Here is a 20657-nt window from a genome sequence, read left to right on the forward strand (position 1 = left end):
AGTTTATTTATAATCCGTTAAGCATTAGTTTTAATGTTGCATTGATGTCGATCAAAGCGGTGATTCCAGAAGGATTCATGAAAATTTTTGTAGGTTTTAAATTAAAAACTTTACCGTTCATTTTTAGCCCCTTATAATATTCTTTATTAAAAGCTTCATCAATACTTTTTTTTGAGCTGTTTTCAAGATCCTGAGTAGGAATTCCGTACTCTTCTTCTATCATTTTTATAATTCTTCCCCGGAAAAGCAGTGTCGCTGTTTTTTGTAAGATATTTGAAGTTTTCAGTTTAAACTTTGTATCAGAAAGTACAATTTTCTTTTTCAAATCATCATAAACAGGAATTCCCGAAATAAAAGCCGTTCCATTAACGTAGCCTTCTGTTTCTGCTTCAATCATCACACGATCGTCAATTCCATAGACTTTTATATCCTTGATTTTAACTGAAGATCCTCTGATTTCATATTCTTTATCCAAAAACATATCCCTGGCAATATTGGTTGCCTCTGTGAAAGGAACATTAGCGGTTGTCTGCAGCAAAAACTGATCTGCTACAGAGGGAACAAAGACAAAATCCGAAGCCGACTTTACGGGTTCTGAAGATTCTGGTTTGCTGCCGGTGTAAGTTTCCGAGAAAATATCAATTCCCAGACTGGTATTGATCTGGTTTCCGTAAAATTTTAAAGGGGTAATATGAACGCTTACCGGAGTGATTTTAAGCCAGGTTTTAAACTCTTCCGAAATATTGAACGGATTGGCAAAAGCATTCCAGGCAGTGACAGCATATTCCTGAAAATTCAGCTGTGATGCCATTTGCTCATCAATGACTTTACAGAATTTTTCCTGTTGCTCTTTCAGGCTTTTTTCTACCAGAGAAGTGATGGGAATCTGTACTCTTCCAAAATCCAAAACAGGTTTTGTAACCCAGCGGAAGCCGTTGGTCTTGGTCTGTGTCACTATTGTCCAGTTATTTTTTAAACTGATTGTAGTATTGAAAGACATTACCGTTTCAAACGTCGTATTTTGATAAGTATATAAACCAAGTGTTCCGATTCCCTTTTCTGCCCATATTTTTAGAGGAACTTCAATCAGTATATTCTGGTTGGTACCTCCTACGAGTCTTATAGGACGCGTTTTCCATACTTTTACTTTGAATTGATCGTTGTTGTTGTCGGTATAAGAATCATCCTGATAAATGAGATCTTTCACCGATGCATTAATCATATTACTAATCTCCGAAAGCGGAATCGTTACCGGCATTGTAATGCTGGATTTAAGCTTTGGGAAATTATAATTAGCAACCGGGTTATCAATATTCGTCTGCGCGAAAATATTGATAAAAGCTAAAAGAAATAGTATTTTAATAAATTTCAATCTTCAATTTTATTTAGCGAAAATAATAATATTTTATCAATTATCAGGTTTGAAACTTTTTTCAAGTTCAATGCTTGCACCTTTCATTTCGCCCTTCATTGGCGGAGCTGTTTTGGTAATTTTTAATTTAATATAATCAATCTGCGAAAATTTTTCATGAATACTGGCAATAATTCTTCCGGCAACATGCTCCAGTAATTTGGACTTGATTTTCATTTCATCATGAATAATCTCATTAATATCTGTATAGCTTATCGTGTCATTCAAATCGTCAGATTCCGCGGCTTTCCAGAGATCGGTATGAATTTCCAGATTTAATATATAATATGTCCCGATAGTATTTTCTTCAGGTAAAACACCGTGATAGGCATAAATTTTTACGTCTTCAAGATATATTTTACTCATCTTGTTTAATTTTAAGCAAAAATCGTTTTAATTCTGCAAAATCCGGTTGTATTTCGGTACTTTTTTTCTCCTTTTTCATTAAATTTTCTAAAGATTCAGGAAGGTTGATTGTCGTGTGCGTTGCCTTTTCTACGGCATCAGGAAATTTTACAGGATGGGCTGTTCCTAAAATAAAACCTTTTTTAGCCGGATTGTCTTTTAAATATTGTTCTATGGCTGCGTAAGCAACCGCACTGTGAGGTTCAAGTAAATAATTATATTTTTCATAAACATTTTTAATGGTCTGTAAAGTTTTCTCATCATCGATAGAATAACCTGAAATTTTACTTTTTAAACCCTGAAATTGATTTTCAAAAAGCTCCAAAATTCTCACAAAATTACTCGGGTTTCCCACATCCATCGCATTTGAAAGGGTCGCGACTGTCTCTTTGGATTCTAATTTTTGTGTTTTCAAATATTGCGGAAAAACATCATTTTCATTGCAGGCAGCAACAAAATGTTCGGCAGGAAGTCCTCTGAAATGAGCCAGAATTCCCGCACAAATATTCCCGAAATTTCCGCTGGGAACGCAAATAACAGGATTTTCTTTTTCTAATTTCTGCCATTGTTTTAAAGCTAATACATAATAAATCTGCTGAGGAAGCCACCGCGCGACATTGATAGAGTTGGCCGAAGTTAAAAACAGGGTTGAGTTTATTTCTTCATCCGAAAAAGCCTGTTTTACCAGATGCTGACAATCATCAAAACTGCCGTCAACTTCCAGTGCGGAAATATTTTCGCCAAGAGCTGTCAATTGCTTTTCCTGAACCTCACTCACCCTGTTTTTAGGATAAAGAGTGACCACATTAATATTTTCAGTTTTATAAAATCCATTGGCAACCGCACCTCCGGTATCTCCTGAAGTGGCCACTAAAACCGTTACCTTTTTATTCTCATCTCTCAGGAAATAGGAAAGACAACGACTCATAAACCTTGCGCCGATATCTTTAAAAGCCAACGTCGGCCCATGAAAAAGTTCTAAGGAATAAATGCTTTCATTAATTTTTTTCAGAGGAATTTCAAAATTGATGGTTTCTGAAACGATCTGTTTTAAAATATCAGATGGAATTTCATCTCCGACAAAATCTTTCATGCATTGAAAAGCAATTTCCTCATCGGAATATTGATGTAAATTTTCAATAAAATCTTTATCGAATTGCGGAATGAATTCAGGGAAAAATAAACCTTTGTCTTTTCCCTGTCCCTTTATGGTAGCTGTTTTAAAATCAACAACTTCTGTTTTATTTTTTAAATTGTAATACTTCATTGGGTTAAATTAATTTTCAATGATTTTAATTCCTGACGGATTTATTTTTGAAACATACACGAAACTTTCAATATCGATTTCATCATAAACAGATTTCATCATTTCTGCTATTTTCTGTGAAATTTCTTCTTTTTCAGAAAGCATAAAAATCGATGGTCCTGAACCTGAAATTCCTCCGCCCAAAGCTCCCAATTCCAAACTTTTTTCTTTGATTTCATTAAATTTCGGAATCAGAATACTTCTGATCGGTTCTACAATTACATCATTCAGACTTCTCCCAATCAGTTGGAAATCATTTTTTTGAATTCCGGCAACCAATCCGGCAATATTTCCCCATTGTTCAATCGCGTCTTTCAAAAGAATATTTTTCTTCAAAATCTGTCTTGCATCGGAAGTTTTTACCTCAACCTGCGGATGAACTGCCGTCACGTATAAGTCAGGAGAGCTCAACGGAATAATATCAACAGGATTTGAAGATTTAACTAAAGTTATTCCGCCAAAAATACAAGGTGCAATATTATCTGCATGTTTCACACCGGAAGCGAGTTTTTCACCAAACATTGCAAAGTAAACCAGTTCTTCGTCGGTGAAAATATTTCCTAATAATTCATTGGCTCCGACAGCTGCTCCGGCCGCACTTGCCGCACTTGATCCCAGTCCGCTTCCCGGTTTTATCTTTTTATTGATGGTGACTTCAAAACCATTTTTCAGATTTAAATACTCCTGAATTTTTAATAAAACAACGCCGGCAACATTCTTGGAAGGCTCTTCCGGCAATCCAAAATTGTCAATGTGTCTGATAATAATTTCAGGAGTTTCCAACAATTTGATTTCCATTTCATCATACGGTTCATGAATGGCCATTCCCAAAATATCGAATCCGCATACCAAATTGGCAACCGTTGCAGGGACTTGTAATTTCACTTTTTTCATAATTAAATTTTTAAACAGAACGAACAATATCAGCAAAAACTCCACTTGCTGTAACTTCAGCGCCCGCTCCTGCACCTTTTACCACCAAAGGCTGTTCAGAATATCTCAATGTTTTAAAAATCACAATATTATCTTTTCCGTATAAATGAAAAAGATCACTTTCAGGCGCAATATGCTGTAATCCGACTTTTGCTTTTCCATTGTTAAATTCAGCGACATATTTTAAAATTTTTCCGTCATTTTTTGCTTTTTCGAGTAAATTTTTGAAATGATTTTCATGTTTAGAAAGGGAATTGTAAAAATCGTCAACGCTACCTTTCATGCATTCTTGAGGAAGAAAACTTTCATTTTCAATTTCATTAAATTCCAAAGGATAGCCGGCTTCTCTAGCCAGGATTAAAATTTTCCGGGCAACGTCGGTTCCAGCCAGATCCAGTCTCGGATCGGGTTCTGTATAACCTTCATTTTGAGCCTGTGCTACAATTTCAGAAAAAGATTTTTTACCGTCATAATTGTTGAAAACAAAATTTAAAGTTCCACTCAAAACCGCTTGGATAGAAGTGATTTTGTCACCACTTCTTATCATATCATTAATCGTTCCGATGATAGGAAGTCCGGCGCCGACATTGGTTTCAAAGAAAAATTTGCAGCTGTGATTTCTGGCAATATTTTTTAAATTTTTATAATTTTCAAAACCGGAAGAAGCTGCAATTTTATTACAAGCCACAATATTTATACTCTTTTTTAGCAGTTTTTCATAAATATCCGGAACTTCTGAACTTGCGGTTACATCTACAAAAACAGAGTTTCTTAGATTTCTTGAGATAATTTCCTGAGCAAATTTTTCTGCAGAAGTATCTTCACCATTTTGATTAAAATCTTTATATTCATTCTCTGAATGTCCTTTATCGGAGAAAATCATTCTGCGACTGTTGGAAAGTCCTGCAATTCTTAAATTAATCAAAAGGTTTTGTTTAAGATATTCGTTTTGATCATAGATTTGCTGAATTAATTTCTTTCCGACGTTTCCTGTTCCGCAGATGTAAAGATGAACTTGTTTTATTTCCGATTCGAAGAATTCTTCGTGTAAAACATTTACGGCTTTTTTAATATCTTTTTCTGAAATGACAATGCTGATGTTTTTCTCTGAAGAACCTTGCGCAATCGCACGAATATTAATGCCATTATTCCCTAAACAGCCAAACATTTTTGCACTTACTCCGCTTCTGCTTTTCATGTTTTCACCCACCAAAGCAATAATCGAAAGATGATTTTCAATTTTTACAGGCTCAATTCTTTTGAGTTTTAAATCATCTTCAAAAGCAGAATTAATAGCCTTTTTTGCATTAAAAACATCTTTTTCATGAATGGCAACGGTGATGGAATGTTCAGACGAACTTTGCGTAATGAGAATAACATTCACTTTTTCATGGCTTAGACATTGAAATAATTTTGCGGAAAATCCTGGAATTCCAATCATTCCGCTTCCTTCTAAAGTTAATAAAGCAATGTTGCTCATATTTGAAATTCCGACTGCAATCTGCTGATTTTCAAAGTTGGGCTTTTCCAGTTTGTGAGAAATTAATGTTCCGAATGCATCCGGTTCAAAAGTATTTTTAATCCTCAAATCAATATTCTTCACCATGACCGGCTGAATGGTAGGAGGATACAAAACTTTTGCTCCAAAATGGGAAAGTTCCATAGCTTCTGCGTACGAAATTTCAGGAATCGGTTTTGCGTTGGAAACCAGTCGCGGATCGGATGTCATCATTCCGCTTACATCAGTCCAGATCTGAAGTTCATCGGCATTGATGGCTGAAGCAATGATGGATGCAGTGTAATCTGAACCGCCACGTCCCAATGTTGTGGAGTTATTTTTTTCATCTCTGGCAATAAACCCGGGAGCAATGATAATCTGATTTTTATTTTCATTTAAACATTTTAGCAAATTATTTTCTGTGGCTTCAAAATTAACTTTTGCATTGGTGTAATTGCTGTTTGTAAGAATTTGTTCAGCAGAATTCATCCATATTACGTCAAGTCCTTTTAATTGTAATCTTGCTGCAATAATATTTGATGAAAGAAATTCGCCGTAAGAAGTAATTTTGTCTTTAATTCTATCGGTAAATTCTCCCAATACGAAAATTCCGTTGCAGAGATCTTCGAGGTCGTTAAACCGTTTTTTAACAAAACTCAACCATGAACTTTGATCCAGAATGGGAATTAATTCTTTGACTAAATCCAAATGCTTTTCTTCAAGGTTTTTAATAGTTTGAATATAATTTTCATCATGTTGAGAAGCTGATTCTGCAGCTTTTATCAGTTGATCGGTTACACCATGAAGCGCAGAAACTACAACAACAATTCTGTTTTTCAGCGATTCTTTCTTGATGATATCTTCGACCAGCAATATATTTTGGGCATTGGCGACAGAAGTTCCGCCAAATTTTAAAACTTTCATTATGTTTATTTTTAAGTTAGGAAAAATGAAATTTTACTCTTCAGAAAAAAGAGTCACGGCTGTGAATGATATGTGAAAATGTACCCCGTTATGGGGTAGTTGTAGTTGTTGTAGCAATAATAGAAACAAAATTTCCTTCCGAAATTGAGAAATTCGGAGCAGAAATATGAGATATGTTTCTTAAAAAATTCATTGTTACTAAAACAAATGTACAAATTATTTTGAAATAACAAACTTTTGAAATAATATTTTTTTCAATATTATGTGAAGTATTAGAAATATGATTATATTTATAACATTAACTAAATCAAATTATTATGAAAGAGCTTAGAAAATTAAACAGAAAAAATTTAGAACAGATTATGGGTGGAGCGGTTCCGCCAATTTCGCATTGTAATGGTTGTCCAACAGGTGCTTTTGGTCCGACTGATACGTATTCTTGCGAGGCATATTGGGCGCTTCCGGAGTTTTGCAGAAACTGTGTTCTTGTAAATGTAGAATGCTTTGTTCCTATTACGGTTGATTTATAATTAAAATAAAACTACTATGAAAAATTTAAAAAAACTTTCAAGAAAAGAGCAGACAAAAATTCAGGGAGGTTTCACGCAAGTTCAAATTGAGGCTTGCGGTGGTGAGGCTTACATATGTTTTCGTGGCGGAGGTTCCTGGGGTTGTTGGCGAAATTCAGGGGGAATCTGTTATGCTCCAATGGTTTAAACAAAAAAGCACTGCGAAAACAGTGCTTTGTTTTATCTTATACTTTTCGAAAGATCAAGCATTGCTTCAATAGGTTTTAATGCTTTTAACCTTAATTCTTCATCAATGATAATTTCAGGAAGCTCGTATTTCATACACAAATACAGTTTTTCCATGGTATTGCGTTTCATGTAGAAACACTCTGAGCAGTTGCAGGTTTCATCAAAAACCAATGCAGGGATCAATTCTTTGTGAGGCGCACGTTTTTTCATTTCGTGCAGAATTCCTTCTTCGGTTGCAATGATGAATTTCTGGCAATCATCTTTTTCAACATAATTCAAAAGGGCAGAAGTAGAGCCGATGAAATGAGCCAGCTTTAAAACAGGTTCCTCACTTTCAGGGTGTGCGATCAATTTTGCGTCCGGGTTATCTGCTAATTGTTTGGCAATTCTTTCCATGGAAAAAGCTTCGTGAACGATACAGCTTCCGTCCCAAAGAATCATGTCACGTCCTGTTTTCTGAGACAAATATCTTCCCAGATTTTTGTCCGGTGCGAAAATAATCGGGCGGTCTTTCGGAAGTGCTTCAATCACTGTCTCAGCATTTGAACTGGTTACGATAATATCACTTTCTGCTTTTGTTTCAGCATTGCAGTTGATGTAGGTTGCTACTAAAGCATTCGGGTGCTGCTCACGCATTTTCCTCAAACCTTCTCCGGAACATCCGTCTGCCAGAGAACATCCTGCCAATGTATCCGGAAGAACAACTTTCTTGGTAGGATTTAAAATTTTTGCAGCCTCAGCCATGAAATGTACACCACAGAATACGATCATATCTGCATTCGTATCCTTTGCCTGTCTAGCCAGCTGCAGAGAATCTCCAAGAAAATCGGCGATATCCTGGATTTCTCCGGGCTGATAATAATGCGCCAGAATCACTGCATTTTTTTCTTCCTTTAATTGAAGAATGGCTTTCACTAAGTCTTCCCCTTCAGGAATTGCTATATCTTTTATATCTAAAAATCCTTTTACCGGAATTGTAGATTTAGCTTTTTCTAATGTTTCGGTACTCATATCAACCTCAATGTTTTAGAATTAGAAATTAGAAGTTAGAAATTAGAAATTAGAATTTGAAATGTTTGAATTTTATGCAATTATCAAACTTTCATCCTCCAGCTTCAAGCTCCCAGCCAATTAATTCCCAATAAAATTTTTTATTAAACTTTCTATTTCTCTTTTTGCTTCGTTCAGATCGGAATTGATTACGATTTTATCAAAATCTTTCGCATAAGACATCTCTTCTTCTGCTTTTGCGACACGCATTTTTATCGTTTCGGCATCGTCTGTATTTCTGTAAATCAATCTTTGTTCCAGCTCTTCAATGGAAGGAGGTTCTATGAAAATCGACAAAGCCTGATTGCCAAAATATTTTTTCAGAGAAATCCCGCCTTTCACATCAACATCAAAAATCACAACTTTTCCCTGATTCCAGATCTTTTCAACTTCAGATTTTAATGTTCCGTAATATTTATCGGTATAAACCTCCTCAAATTCCACGAAAGCATCTTCTGCAATTTTCTGCCTGAATTCATCAGGGCTTAAAAAATGATAATCCACTGTATGAATTTCACTTCCTCTCGGCTGTCGCGTGGTACAGGAAATCGAGAACTGCAATTCATTAAATACCTCAAGAGAATGTTTTACGAGTGTAGTTTTTCCACTTCCCGACGGTGCTGAAAATATGATAACTTTATTCATTGTTTTAGTTATGAATGATGAGTTATGAATGATGAGTTATTAAAAGATGCAAAACAACTCATAACTCATCGTTAATAACTTATAACTTTTACAAAACGTTTAACGTCTGTTCTTTAATTTTTTCCAGATCATCTTTCATCATCACTACCAGTTTCTGGATCTGTGCATGATTGGCCTTTGATCCTAAGGTATTGATTTCACGACCGATTTCCTGAGAAATAAATCCAAGCTTCTTTCCGTTGAAATCTTCGTTATCCATTACCTCTTTATAATATTTAAGGTGTTGCGCAAGCCTTACTTTCTCTTCAGAAATGTCAAGCTTTTCTGTGAAATAAGCCATTTCCTGATAGAATCTGGTTTCATCCACATTTTCAAATTCTTTCAAAGATTTTTGATAACGTTCTTTTACCGCAACAATTCTTTCTTCTTCAAAAGGTATAACTTCAGAAAGGTTTCTCTCAATATTCTGTAAATTTCTTTCAAGCTCTTCGTGAAGAATTTTACCTTCTGTCTTTCTGAATTCTTCAAAACGGTTAAGAGCGGCGCTTACAATTTTTGCCAATGCTTCCCATTCTCCTTCCGACAGCTCATCGGGTCTTGATGTAATCGCATCAGGAAGTCTTACTGCCATTTTAAGGTATTCAAAATCAGGCCCGTCTGCAGCAATGTGACGAAGTTCGCTGATGTAAGAATCAATTAAATTTTTATTAATCTTCACATCGGTAGACTCTTCAAGATTCTCAAGATTAATGTAGCAGTCTACTTTTCCACGGATGATTCTGTCGTTGAGAATTTTCCTGATTTCAAACTCTTTTTCTTTATAACGCAAAGGAATTTTAATATTCAAATCAAAGCTTTTGCTGTTCAGAGATTTAATATCTATGGTAACTTTTTTTCCTTCAAAAACACCTTCGGCTCTACCGAAGCCGGTCATTGATAAAATCATAGTTTTTTATTGTTGTACAAAGATAAACATTTAAGTGTATGTATTAACTATATTCCATTTTTACCGCAAAAACCACAAAAGATTTTCAGCGTGCTTTAGATGTTCAAAAGTTTACAAAATTTTTCATTCTGCTTTTTTGAACTTTTGCCAATCTAACTGTTTTCAAAATTTTCTTTTGTAACTTTTGCGGTTACAATAAAAAATCAAATTTCCGTAAATTAGCACCGTGAAAAAGAAAAATTTGATCTCTGTTGTAGGACCCACCGGAATCGGTAAAACGAGACTCGCTATTGATTTGGCTAAACATTTCAATACAGAAATTATTTCCTGTGATTCGCGGCAGTTTTTTAAAGAAATGAAAATCGGAACAGCTTCACCGTCAGAGGAAGAATTGGCAGAAGCACCTCATCATTTTATCGGAAACCTTTCGGTTGAAGAATATTATTCGATAGGGCAATACGAGGAAGATGCTTTAAAAAAACTCAATGAACTTTTTGAAAATCACGATACGGTCATTTTGGTTGGCGGAAGTATGATGTATGAAAAAGCCGTGATTGAGGGCTTAAATGATTTGCCGGAAGCTGATGAAGAAAACCAGAAAAAATTAAATGAAATTTTTGAAAATGAAGGGATTGAGAAGCTTCAGGAAATCTTAAATGAACTCGACCCTGAATATTTTGCGGTAGTAGATTTCCATAATCACAGAAGACTTTTAAGAGCGATTGATGTTATCTGGCAAACCAATAAAAAATATTCTGAACAAATTGCGGTTTCACAAGATTCAAGAGATTTTAATACCATCCGAATCGGAATTGAAGCGCCAAGAGAAGAATTGTATGACCGAATCAACCGGAGAGTAGATATGATGATGGAAAAAGGGTTGCTGGAAGAAGCAAAAATTTTAGAGAAATTTAAACATCTAACGGCTTTAAATACGGTTGGTTACACTGAACTATTCAAATATTTTGATGGCGAATGGGATTTGGATTTTGCCGTTTCGGAAATTAAGAAAAACAGTCGGAGATACGCAAAACGCCAGTTGACCTGGTATCGGAAAGCGGATGATATTCATTATTTGCCTTTGGGGTATTCGCAGGAGGATTTTGATGGGTTGATTGATTATATTAGTAAAGAAATTTTGAATTGATTTTTTTTTATTTTCCCACAGATTTCACAGATCTGCACAGATTTTTGGAAATATTGTGGTGTAAAGAATTGCTGATTGTCATTCTGACGAAGGAAGAATCTCTACAAATAATTTATAGATTCTTCACTCCACTTTGTTTCGTTCAGAATGACAGTAGAAGTGGTTAAAAAGTTTAGTTTAAACAAAAAAATGCGATCCCGAAAGATCGCATTTCATTAACAATATAATTAAATTTACTACTTCCAACCGCCTCCTAACGCCCGGTACAAGTCTACAATACTGCTTAATCTCTGTCTTTTTACGGATGCCAAATTAAGTTCTGCCTGTAGAGAATTTCCCTGAGCGGTTATTACTTCTAAATAGTTTGCCATTCCGCCTTTGTAAAGCATTTCGGCACTTTTAATTCCATCTTTTAAGGTTGCAACTTGTTCACTTGCTTTCTGTTCCTGAACCTTTAGGCTTTCATTAGAAACCAAAGCGTCAGAAACTTCACCAACAGCATTCAAAACAGACTGTCGGAACGCCAGAACGTTTTTCTCTCTCTGAATTTTAGCAACATTAAGATCCGTTTTCAATTGTCTTTTCTGGAAAATTGGCTGAGTGATTCCTCCTAAAACAGATCCGAACAATGAAGCCGGAATCTGGAACCAGTTATCAATTTTAAATGAATTTACACCGCCGTTAGCTGTAATTTTCAATGAAGGATACATATTTGCCTGAGCAATTCCCACTATTGAATTTGATTCCAATAAAACCAATTCCTGCTGACGAACATCCGGACGACGACTCACCATTGCTGCTGGAAGTCCTGCGGAAATATCCTGTGGTAAAGAAGTTTCGGACATTTCAATCGTTCTGCTGATTTTTCCCGGATTTTCTCCGATCAAAATACTCAATGCATTTTCCTGGATCGCAATATTTTGCTCCAGCTGGGTAATCAGAAGTTCTGTAGATTGCTTCTGAGCTGTTGCCTGTTGAACTCCCAAAGATGTTGTATCACCGCTTTTCCATAATTTTTCTGTCAAAGAAAGTGTGCTTGTGCTTAATTCTAAATTTGAATTTGCAATCTGCAATTGTTTATCAAGCATTAATAAATTATAATATCCCTGAGCAATCGCTGCAACAACCTGTGTCTGAATTGCTTTTGTAGCTTCATAAGTCTGCAGGTACTGCATTCTGGAAACTTCCTGCTGATTTTTGATTTTGCCCCAAATGTCGGCTTCCCAAGACAAATTGAATGCTGCATTATAATCTTCAACATAGCTTTTTCCTAAAAATAAGTTTAAGCTTTGACCGTTCATGCTGTTTTTCGAAGGCTTTGAAATCTGTGCAGCAACGCCAAAACCAACATCAGGATACTGAAGATATTTTGCCTGTTTTAGTTTTTCCTGTGAAGAAGCAACCTGCTTTAAGGCAATTTGCAAATCGTAGTTGTTTTTAATTCCTTTTTCAATCAATGTTTGCAACATTGGATCGCTGAAAAACTGTCTCCATTCCAGGTTGGCAACGCTTGCAGTATCTGCTGTTGCTGTATATTTGAACGTTTCGGGCAGCTCAAGCTCAGGTTCCGTGTATGCCAGTTTGGACACACAGGAGACCGAAGCTAAAGCCAGTCCAAAAGTGATGATGATATTTTTTACTTTTTTCATAAGTTTTTAATTTTAAATTGAATACAAAACTTTGAGAGTTATGGTTGCAAAGTGTCTTTACTATGAGAAAATGCTTTGCTTTTTATATGATATAGTTTGAATAGTTTGCTTCTCTATTTTTTGTTTGCCACAGATTTCACGGATTTTCACAGATGATTATTTCAAATTTTAAACTTCAAATAATTTAAGTGTAAAGCCTTTTTGACTTTTGTGGTTAAATCAAATCTCTCAAAGTTTGTAATTCATTTTTTATTAATGAGTAGTTGCTAAAAGTTCTGCCTCCAGTTTTTGTCTTTGAAGTCTTTTCTTTTTTCTGCTCGGCATTTTTTCATGTAAATACTGGAAGATCACAAACATAACCGGAATAATAAAAATCCCGAATACAACTCCTGTCAACATTCCGCCAACGGTACTGAATCCGATGGAGTGATTTCCTTTCGCAGAAGCTCCTTGTGTAAATACAAGCGGTAACATTCCTACAATGAATGCGAATGATGTCATTAAGATCGGTCTTAAACGTAGTCTTGAAGCCTGAAGCGCAGATTCAAGTAATGATCTTCCTGCATTTCTTCTTTGTACGGCAAATTCTACAATCAGAATCGCGTTTTTCGCTAATAATCCGACGAGCATGATTAAACCAACCTGAACATAAATATTATTATCAATTCCAGCCAATCCCGTGAAGGCAAATACCCCAAAAATCCCTGTTGGAATAGTTAAAATAACCGCAAACGGAAGAATATAACTTTCATACTGAGCTGCCAACAAGAAGTACACAAACAAAATACTTAACATAAAGATAAACGCTGTCTGTCCGCTTGTTTTGATTTCTTCACGGGTAATCCCTGTCCATTCATAACCGAAACCTCTTGGTAATGATTTTTCTGCAACTTCTTCTACTGCTTTAATTGCATCTCCGGTACTGTAACCTGGTTTGGGTGTTCCATTAATTGTCACGGCGTTGAACAGATTATTTCTGGTCACCGTTTCAGGTCCAAAACTCCTTTTTAAAGTCACTAATGTTTTCACAGGAACCATTTCGCCTGATTTATTTTTAACATAAATTCCTTCCAAAGAATTGGCATCTGTTCTGTAAGGAATATCTGCCTGAGCCATTACTCTGTAGTATTTTCCGAATCTGTTGAAATCTGAAACAAAACTACTTCCGTAATAAATCTGCATCGTCTGCATCAATTCTGTGATAGAAACTCCAAGCTGATTGGCTTTATCATTATCAACCTCAATCGTAAATTGTGGGTTTCCGGCTGCATACGTTGTGAAAGCAAATGCAATTTCCGGACGTTTCATCAATTCTCCGATGAAGGCTTGTGTTGTTGTTCCTAAATTTTCCAAAGAACCGTTGGTTTTATCCTGAAGCATAAATTCAAAACCGGAAACGTTACCAAATCCCTGAACCGTTGGGAAGTTGAAGAAGAATGCACTCGCATCTTTTACCTGGGAAACTTTTCCTGTTAATCCCGCTGCAATCTGATCCGGATCGGTTACTTCACCACGCTGATCGTGATCTTTTAATTTAATAAAACCGGCAGAGTAAGGAGAGGCGTTGGCGTTACTGATAAAATTCAGACCGTCTGCCACCCAAAGGTGATTTTTCGCTTTTTCACCGTTGATAATTTTATCAATTTGTTCAGTCGCTCTGTGCGTTCTATCCAATGAACTTCCCGGAGGTGTATTCACCGCATACAAAATAAATCCCTGGTCTTCCGTAGGAATAAATCCTGATGGTGCTTTTTTAATTAAGAAAATACTTGCAGCAGTAATTAATACCAGTCCTCCTACGGCTACCCATTTGTTTTTAATTAAAAACTTAAGGCTGTAAATGTATTTTTTAGTTAAATTATTAAAACTGGTATTAAAGGCATTAAAGAATCTTGCTCCGAAACCTGTTTTTTTACCGTGTTCTCCGTGCTCACCCTGAGGGTCATTTAAGAACATGGCACATAAAGCAGGACTTAATGTTAATGCATTAACCGCAGAAATCATGATCGCAATGGCCAATGTAAAGGCAAACTGTCTGTAGAAAACTCCCGCAGGACCCTGCATAAAGCCAACCGGAATAAATACGGCACACATAACCAATGTAATGGAAATAATCGCTCCGGAAATTTCGCTCATTGAACTCATCGTAGCGTGTTCAACTGGCATTCCTGTACGTTCCATTTTGGAGTGAACGGCTTCCACCACAACGATAGCGTCATCCACCACAATACCGATGGCGAGCACCAAAGCGAACAAGGTTAACATATTAATACTGAATCCAAATAACTGAAGGAAGAAGAATGTACCGATAATCGCTACCGGAACGGCAATCGCAGGAATTAAAGTTGATCTGAAATCCTGAAGGAAAATATATACGACGATAAATACCAGGATAAATGCAATGACCAACGTCTCAACAACCTGATGAATGGAAGCATCCAAAAAGTCTTTCGAGTTGTACATGATGATCGGCTCAACACCTTTTGGAAGGGTTGTCTTAAACTGATCCACTTGCTTTTCAATTTCAGTTAAGATTTCGTTTGCATTAGATCCCGCCGTCTGCATAATCGCAAAACCTGAAACCGGTTTTCCGTCAACTCTGTTGGCTGCAGTATAAGTATAGGAACCGAATTCTACTCTTGCCACGTCTTTCAGTCTCAGGAAAGATCCATCGCTGTTGGCTTTGATAGCAATATTTTCATAGTCTTCGTTCTTATTTAATTTACCTTTATACTTTAAAATATATTCGTAAGTTTCCTTACTTCCCTGTCCCAAACGTCCGGGAGCAGCTTCCAGGTTGTGATCTCTTACAGCGTTCAAAACTTCCTGTGGAGAAAGGTTGTTGGCTGCTAATCTGTCCGGTTTCAGCCAGAGTCTCATGGAATAATCTCTCGTTCCGAAAACCTGCGCCTGAGCAACCCCCGGAATACGCTGTATCTGTGGAATGATGTTGATTTTTAGATAGTTTTGTAAGAAAAGTTCATCGTATTGTTTAGGATCATTACTGGTTAATCCCATAAACATAATCATACTGTTCTGTACTTTTTGCGTCGAAATTCCCGCCTGTACAACTTCCTGTGGAAGCTGGCTCATCGCTTTCGATACACGGTTCTGAACGTTTACCGCGGCATTATCGGGATCAGATCCCTGCTTGAAAAATACGCTCAGCGTCATGGTACCGTCATTACTCGAGTTGGAAGTCATATAGGTCATGTTTTCCACTCCGTTTACTGCCTCTTCAATCGGGGTTGCTACCGAACGGGCGACAACTTCCGCATTCGCTCCCGGATAGAAAGCCGTCACCTGAACGCTTGGCGGCGCAATATCCGGAAAGAGGGCGATGGGTAAATTAAAGAGCGACAAAGCACCCAATAATAAAAGTATAATGGAAATAACCGTTGAAAGTACCGGTCTTTCTATAAATTGTTTTAACATAAGAAGTTTATTTTTTAATGTCGTTTAAACAATGTTTTTTACCACAAAAGGAACAAAAGATTATATTTAATTTTTTAAGATTATTAAAGTTCACAAATGAAAATCAAAAGATTTTCTTAGACTTATGTGTTCTTATTATAATCAATGATTTAAACTTCATGTGACTAATGTGTTTAAAAAGCTTTTGTGACTTTTGTGGTTAAAAAAGTTAAACAGTTTATAAAGGTCTTGCTTTAAGCAAACTATCAGAAGAAATAGCTTTTGGCTGAATAGCAACTCCGTCTTTCAATGCACCGATTCCTGTAAATACGATTTTATCTCCTACAGAAAGTCCTTCAGAAATAAAATAATAACTATCTGTTTTCCCTGAAATTTTCACAGGTTTTCCAGTTACTTTTTTATCTTTTCCGACTACATAAACGTAAGTTTTATCCTGAATTTCATAAGTAGATTCTTGTGGAATAACCAAAGTTTTGTCAAATAGCTGAGGCATACGAACTCTACCTGTATTTCCGGTTCTCAATACTCCGTTGGCATTCGGGAATACTGCACGAACACTGATGGCTCCGGTAGTTTTATCAAATTGTCCGTCAACAATGCTCATTCTTCCTTTTTCAGGATATGTGCTGTTGTCTGCGATGACCAAATCTACCAAAGGCATATTTTTCAGTTTTTCATTTAAAGTGGCTCCCGGATATTTATTCTGGAAAGCAATGAAATCCAGTTCGCTTAAAGAAAAATACGCATAGATTTCGCTGATATCAGATAATAGAGTCAACGGATTGGGATCTGTTCTTGAGATCAGACTTCCTTTTTTATAAGGAATTCTTCCGATATAACCACTTACCGGTGCTGTAATGGTTGTAAATCCTACGTTGATTTTTGCATTTCCAACAGAAGCTCTTGCCTGTGAAGCGGCTGCTACTGCGGCTGCGTAATTTGCTTTTGCAGTTCTCAATTGTACATCTGAAACTACTTTTGCAGCAACCAGAGGTTCTAATCTGTCGACCTCAACTTTGGCTTTCTGAATGTTGGCGTTGGCAACCTGAAGATTAGCGCTTGCCATATTCATTTGCTCTCCGTAACTTCTTGAATCTATTTTGAATAAAGGCTGTCCCGCTCTTACATAAGCACCTTCTTCTACATAAATTTTATCTAAATATCCATCAACCTGAGATCTGATCTCTACATTGTTTTTCCCTTCCAAAGCTGTCGGGAATTCCTGATAGACGGTAGCAGGAGAAGTGATTACAGTATATACCGGCAACGCTGGAGGAGGTGGAGCAGCATTTGCTCCTTCTGCTGCCTTCGTGCAGTTTTGTAAAAGGATAATACTTGCCATAAGTACAATAATCCTAGTCTTTCCAAATATTTTCATTTTGAGTTTAAATTTTTAATGTAGTGTTAATTTAAATAATATTGTTTTTTTAATTTAAATTCCGTTATATTTCCTAACAGTGTTAATGACTGGTGAAAAAAAATAGAATTTTAATACTGGGTTTAGATAGTTGTTTCCATGATGCTAAATTTTATTTAAGTGTGATGAAATTAATATGTGTTATATTTTCTAACAGTGTTAATAATTAATGAATTTATTTCCTTTTAATATCGATCTTGTTTAATAAACAATTAAATCACTTGTTAATATTCCTAACGGTGTTAATATTTAGTTCAAAAAAAATTTATAAAGACTTAATGAAAGCAGAAACTGTTTCGTCTAAGGTCGTTTTGTTCATCGTAGAAGGAATGTCATCGTTACGCATCATCATAATTGAGATTAGACCATGTACCGCTGAAAATAAAGCGTGAGACATATGGCATGCATTTTCTATTTTTGATCCGTTTTTCTTAATAATTTTATATGTAGATTCGTAAAGCATATCCTGAAACGAAGAAAATTCTTCTTTCATCATTCCCTTTCCGCTGCACTGCATTCCCAATCCAAACATCAGTTGGTAATACTCTTTATTTTTAAATGCAAACTTCCAGTAAGCGTCTACGATAGCTTTCAGCTGATCTTCGGGTTCGTCGTATGCATTTTGAGCTTTTAGCAGTTCAATGTGCAGACAATGAAATCCATTCAGTGAAATTTCATATAAAATAGCTTCTTTGTTTTCAAAGTGGTCATAGACTACCGGCGCACTGTATTCAATGGCATCAGCAATTTTTCTCATGGAAAGTGATGCCCAGCCTTCGGTTTTAGCCAAAGAAAAAGCCGCATCCAGAATACTGGCACGTACGTTTTCTTTTTCTCTTTGACGGCGTTCATGTAAACCCATGATTTTTGTTTCTAACAGTGTTAGCAAAACTACAAACTTTTGAACATAACTTCCAAACAAATTTTTGAATTTAACTTTTAATGAAAGGTTTTGGAAAGTCTTACAATTTTATTCGATGTCTTAATAATGGAAGCTGAAACTTATTATGAGAAGTTGATTTTTTAATTATTGTAAAAATTAATGAGGTTTATAGCCATGCTCAATTAATAACTTCCAACTTCCCGCATCCATTTTCCTTATTTATATAATGAAAGAAATCTTTATCTTTGTGCCTAAATAAAAAGTTTATGAATACTCCTTCAAATATGATAGAACTGGGTACAAAAGCACCTTTTTTTGAGTTGCCGAACCCTTCAAGAAGCAACGAAATTCAGTCATTAGATGACCTTAAAGGAGAGAAAGGAACGTTGGTAATCTTTATGTGCAACCATTGTCCGTTCGTTCTTCATGTGATTGATAAATTAACCGAGTTGTATGAAGACTATAATGAAAGAGGAATCGAATTTATTGCCATCAATTCTAATGACGTAGAAAAATATCCTGCTGATTCACCGGAAAAAATGATCGAATTCCAGATTGAAAGAAAATTCGATTTTCCTTATTTATATGATGAAAGCCAAGCCATCGCAAAAGCTTATGACGCAGCCTGCACACCAGATTTTTTCTTTTTTGATGAAAAATTGGATCTCATTTACAGAGGTCAGATGGATGATTCAAGACCGGGAAATCATAAGGATGTAACCGGGGAAGATTTAATTATTGCTTTTGAAAACCTTTTGGGTGGTGAGCCACAGGAGGAAATTCAAAGACCAAGCATGGGTTGCAATATTAAATGGAAGTAATTTTTGATTGATTGTTGCGGGCTGTCGATTGATTGTCTGCACTTAAGTTATATTAAAAGCTGTTCATTTTTTTGAACAGCTTTAATTTTAGCTATGATTTTATTAACATTCAGGAAGTGATAATAAATTATTTTTTGTCGAGTTGTCTGCCTCTGTTTTTAAATATTTAGTTCCATTATAAGTTTCTGCGGTGATGACCTTTGCTTCGTTACCAAAGGTATCTTTAACATATGCATATCCATTTTTATATTTAATCCAGTCGTATATTTCTAATCGAGTATTTTTTCCTGTTTCTCTGGTTTGTTCATTTATCCAACCTAAGTGGGAAATTGCTAAATTAGGATTTTCGTGATATCCATTGTCTTTGTTAATACATGTAATTCTAATTGTCATAATTTTGTAATTTAAGATTGTTAATAATTTAATTACGAAAATAATTTATTAATAATCTTAATCCTTACGGTTTTCCATAAATGAAAAGTTTTTAAAAACCAGTCCTGATCTTCACTTCATTTTCAATCTTCAGATCTACATTCACTTTATTGTGCGAAAAATTTTTCATAAACTCTGAAGGAGTTTTTGTCGTATATTTTTTAAAAATCCGGTTAAAATAAGTTACATTATTAAAACCACAACTGTAGCTGCACTCCGAAATACTTTTGTCCTGAGCCATCATCAAACAGGCTTTATTGATGCGGTATCTGTTGACAAATTCTGTAAATGTAATCTGCGTCGCCTTTTTGAAAAAATTACAAAAGGCAGGCAGGGTAAGATTGGCCAGCTTTGCTACCTCTTCAATGTCAATTTCCTCATCATAATGGTTTTCTACATAAGTAAATATATTTTCCAGGCGTGTCTTATTTTTTGAAATGATCGTATAAGGCATGATTTCTTTATTTAAAAGATCATAATCGTCACATTTTGAGAGATCAAAGAGAATTTCGAGGAGCAACAGATATCTTTTATAACCTTCAGACTCCAGCATCAGTTGTAATCTTGGGAGCATTACTTTTTTTATTTTATTGTGAAAGTAGATCCCATATTTCGAGAGTTCTAAAAGGTTTTTAATCGATCTTGCCTCAACTTCCTCTTGAGGAAATTGCAAAATTTCTTCTTTAAACTGAAGTACAATTTCTTCATGCGGATCAATAGAATTCAGTCCGAATCCTGAATGTGGAATATTGGAGCCAATCAGCACCAGATCGCCATCTGTATAATTGCTCTCATGATAGCCCACATGTCGTGTTCCGTTACCGGAGAGCACACAGACAAGTTCAATTTCGGGGTGATAATGATATTCCCATTTTAATTGAGAAACAGGGGAATTGTTGTGAATTATGCAAAAAGAGCTTTTTTCATCAGGAATCACCCTTTCAAAAGTAACTTTCATTATTTTAATTGTATTATATGAGATAAAAATACTAATTAT

The 20657-nt window shown here is 35.7% G+C and carries 18 protein-coding genes; 4 read left to right on the forward strand and 14 right to left on the reverse strand.

The window, feature by feature from the left end; genetic code table 11:
• Positions 1–7: 7 nt before the first annotated feature.
• The 5 genes from BLR30_RS01770 to thrA are packed head-to-tail and all read right to left on the reverse strand — an operon-like array spanning position 8 to position 6477.
• Complete coding sequence (locus BLR30_RS01770; protein WP_089853801.1) at positions 8–1372, reverse strand: DUF4403 family protein; 1365 nt, start codon at positions 1370–1372, stop codon at positions 8–10.
• A 36-nt stretch (positions 1373–1408) separates the two neighbouring features.
• On the reverse strand, positions 1409–1777 hold the full coding sequence (gene folB / locus BLR30_RS01775) for a dihydroneopterin aldolase (RefSeq protein ID WP_089853804.1): 369 nt from the start codon (positions 1775–1777) through the stop codon (positions 1409–1411).
• Positions 1770–3083, reverse strand: a complete 1314-nt coding sequence (gene thrC / locus BLR30_RS01780) for a threonine synthase (RefSeq protein ID WP_089853807.1) — start codon at positions 3081–3083, stop codon at positions 1770–1772. The genes folB and thrC overlap by 8 nt, the downstream gene beginning before the upstream one ends.
• Positions 3084–3092: 9 nt before the next feature.
• Positions 3093–4016: a homoserine kinase gene (locus BLR30_RS01785; RefSeq protein ID WP_089853810.1), complete on the reverse strand. Its 924-nt coding sequence runs from the start codon at positions 4014–4016 to the stop codon at positions 3093–3095.
• A gap of 10 nt (positions 4017–4026) precedes the next feature.
• The gene (thrA, locus tag BLR30_RS01790) at positions 4027–6477 is read right to left on the reverse strand and encodes a bifunctional aspartate kinase/homoserine dehydrogenase I (protein ID WP_089853813.1); all 2451 of its coding nucleotides are present in this window, start codon (positions 6475–6477) and stop codon (positions 4027–4029) included.
• Positions 6478–6794: 317 nt separating this feature from the next.
• On the opposite strand from thrA, the gene BLR30_RS01795 reads away from it, so the two are divergent.
• Together BLR30_RS01795 and BLR30_RS17640 are read left to right on the forward strand one after the other, a co-directional pair.
• Positions 6795–7007, forward strand: coding sequence for a hypothetical protein (locus BLR30_RS01795; protein ID WP_089853816.1), 213 nt, complete (start codon positions 6795–6797; stop codon positions 7005–7007).
• Between the two features lie 16 nt (positions 7008–7023).
• Positions 7024–7194 carry a bacteriocin-like protein gene (locus tag BLR30_RS17640; RefSeq protein ID WP_175443580.1) on the forward strand — a complete coding sequence of 57 codons (171 nt, stop codon included), beginning with the start codon at positions 7024–7026 and terminating at the stop codon, positions 7192–7194.
• A gap of 32 nt (positions 7195–7226) precedes the next feature.
• On the opposite strand, the gene nadA is transcribed toward BLR30_RS17640, so the two are convergent.
• From nadA to BLR30_RS01810, 3 genes are all read right to left on the reverse strand, one after another.
• Positions 7227–8246, reverse strand: coding sequence for a quinolinate synthase NadA (nadA, locus tag BLR30_RS01800; protein ID WP_089853819.1), 1020 nt, complete (start codon positions 8244–8246; stop codon positions 7227–7229).
• 120 nt (positions 8247–8366) lie between these two features.
• Positions 8367–8930: a guanylate kinase gene (gene gmk / locus BLR30_RS01805; protein WP_089853821.1), complete on the reverse strand. Its 564-nt coding sequence runs from the start codon at positions 8928–8930 to the stop codon at positions 8367–8369.
• An 88-nt stretch (positions 8931–9018) separates the two neighbouring features.
• Positions 9019–9876, reverse strand: coding sequence for a YicC/YloC family endoribonuclease (locus tag BLR30_RS01810; RefSeq protein ID WP_089853824.1), 858 nt, complete (start codon positions 9874–9876; stop codon positions 9019–9021).
• Between the two features lie 226 nt (positions 9877–10102).
• Between BLR30_RS01810 and miaA the strand changes: the two genes are divergently transcribed.
• Positions 10103–11023: a tRNA (adenosine(37)-N6)-dimethylallyltransferase MiaA gene (miaA, locus tag BLR30_RS01815; RefSeq protein ID WP_089853827.1), complete on the forward strand. Its 921-nt coding sequence runs from the start codon at positions 10103–10105 to the stop codon at positions 11021–11023.
• A gap of 236 nt (positions 11024–11259) precedes the next feature.
• Here miaA and BLR30_RS01820 read toward each other — a convergent pair whose 3' ends face one another.
• The 4 genes from BLR30_RS01820 to BLR30_RS01835 all read right to left on the reverse strand — a co-directional run bounded on the left by BLR30_RS01820 (position 11260) and on the right by BLR30_RS01835 (position 18386).
• Positions 11260–12672, reverse strand: a complete 1413-nt coding sequence (locus tag BLR30_RS01820) for an efflux transporter outer membrane subunit (RefSeq protein WP_089853830.1) — start codon at positions 12670–12672, stop codon at positions 11260–11262.
• A gap of 252 nt (positions 12673–12924) precedes the next feature.
• The gene (locus tag BLR30_RS01825; RefSeq protein ID WP_089853833.1) at positions 12925–16107 is read right to left on the reverse strand and encodes an efflux RND transporter permease subunit; all 3183 of its coding nucleotides are present in this window, start codon (positions 16105–16107) and stop codon (positions 12925–12927) included.
• Positions 16108–16324: 217 nt separating this feature from the next.
• Complete coding sequence (locus BLR30_RS01830; protein WP_089853836.1) at positions 16325–17485, reverse strand: efflux RND transporter periplasmic adaptor subunit; 1161 nt, start codon at positions 17483–17485, stop codon at positions 16325–16327.
• 304 nt (positions 17486–17789) lie between these two features.
• A complete protein-coding gene (locus BLR30_RS01835) occupies positions 17790–18386 on the reverse strand; it encodes a TetR/AcrR family transcriptional regulator (protein ID WP_089853839.1) in 597 nt (198 codons plus the stop codon).
• 287 nt (positions 18387–18673) lie between these two features.
• Here BLR30_RS01835 and BLR30_RS01840 point away from each other — a divergent pair, with 287 nt between their 5' ends.
• Positions 18674–19228, forward strand: coding sequence for a thioredoxin family protein (locus BLR30_RS01840; RefSeq protein WP_089853842.1), 555 nt, complete (start codon positions 18674–18676; stop codon positions 19226–19228).
• A 102-nt stretch (positions 19229–19330) separates the two neighbouring features.
• Here the strand turns inward: BLR30_RS01840 and BLR30_RS01845 are convergent, their stop codons facing one another.
• The gene (locus tag BLR30_RS01845) at positions 19331–19621 is read right to left on the reverse strand and encodes a DUF3892 domain-containing protein (protein ID WP_089853845.1); all 291 of its coding nucleotides are present in this window, start codon (positions 19619–19621) and stop codon (positions 19331–19333) included.
• A gap of 91 nt (positions 19622–19712) precedes the next feature.
• Entirely contained in the window at positions 19713–20618 is a 906-nt protein-coding gene (locus tag BLR30_RS01850) for an AraC family transcriptional regulator (protein ID WP_089853848.1), read from the reverse strand.
• Positions 20619–20657: the final 39 nt, after the last annotated feature.

Origin of the sequence: Chryseobacterium taeanense (genome assembly GCF_900099685.1) — a bacterium.
GTDB classification, from domain to species: Bacteria; Bacteroidota; Bacteroidia; order Flavobacteriales; family Weeksellaceae; genus Chryseobacterium; species Chryseobacterium taeanense.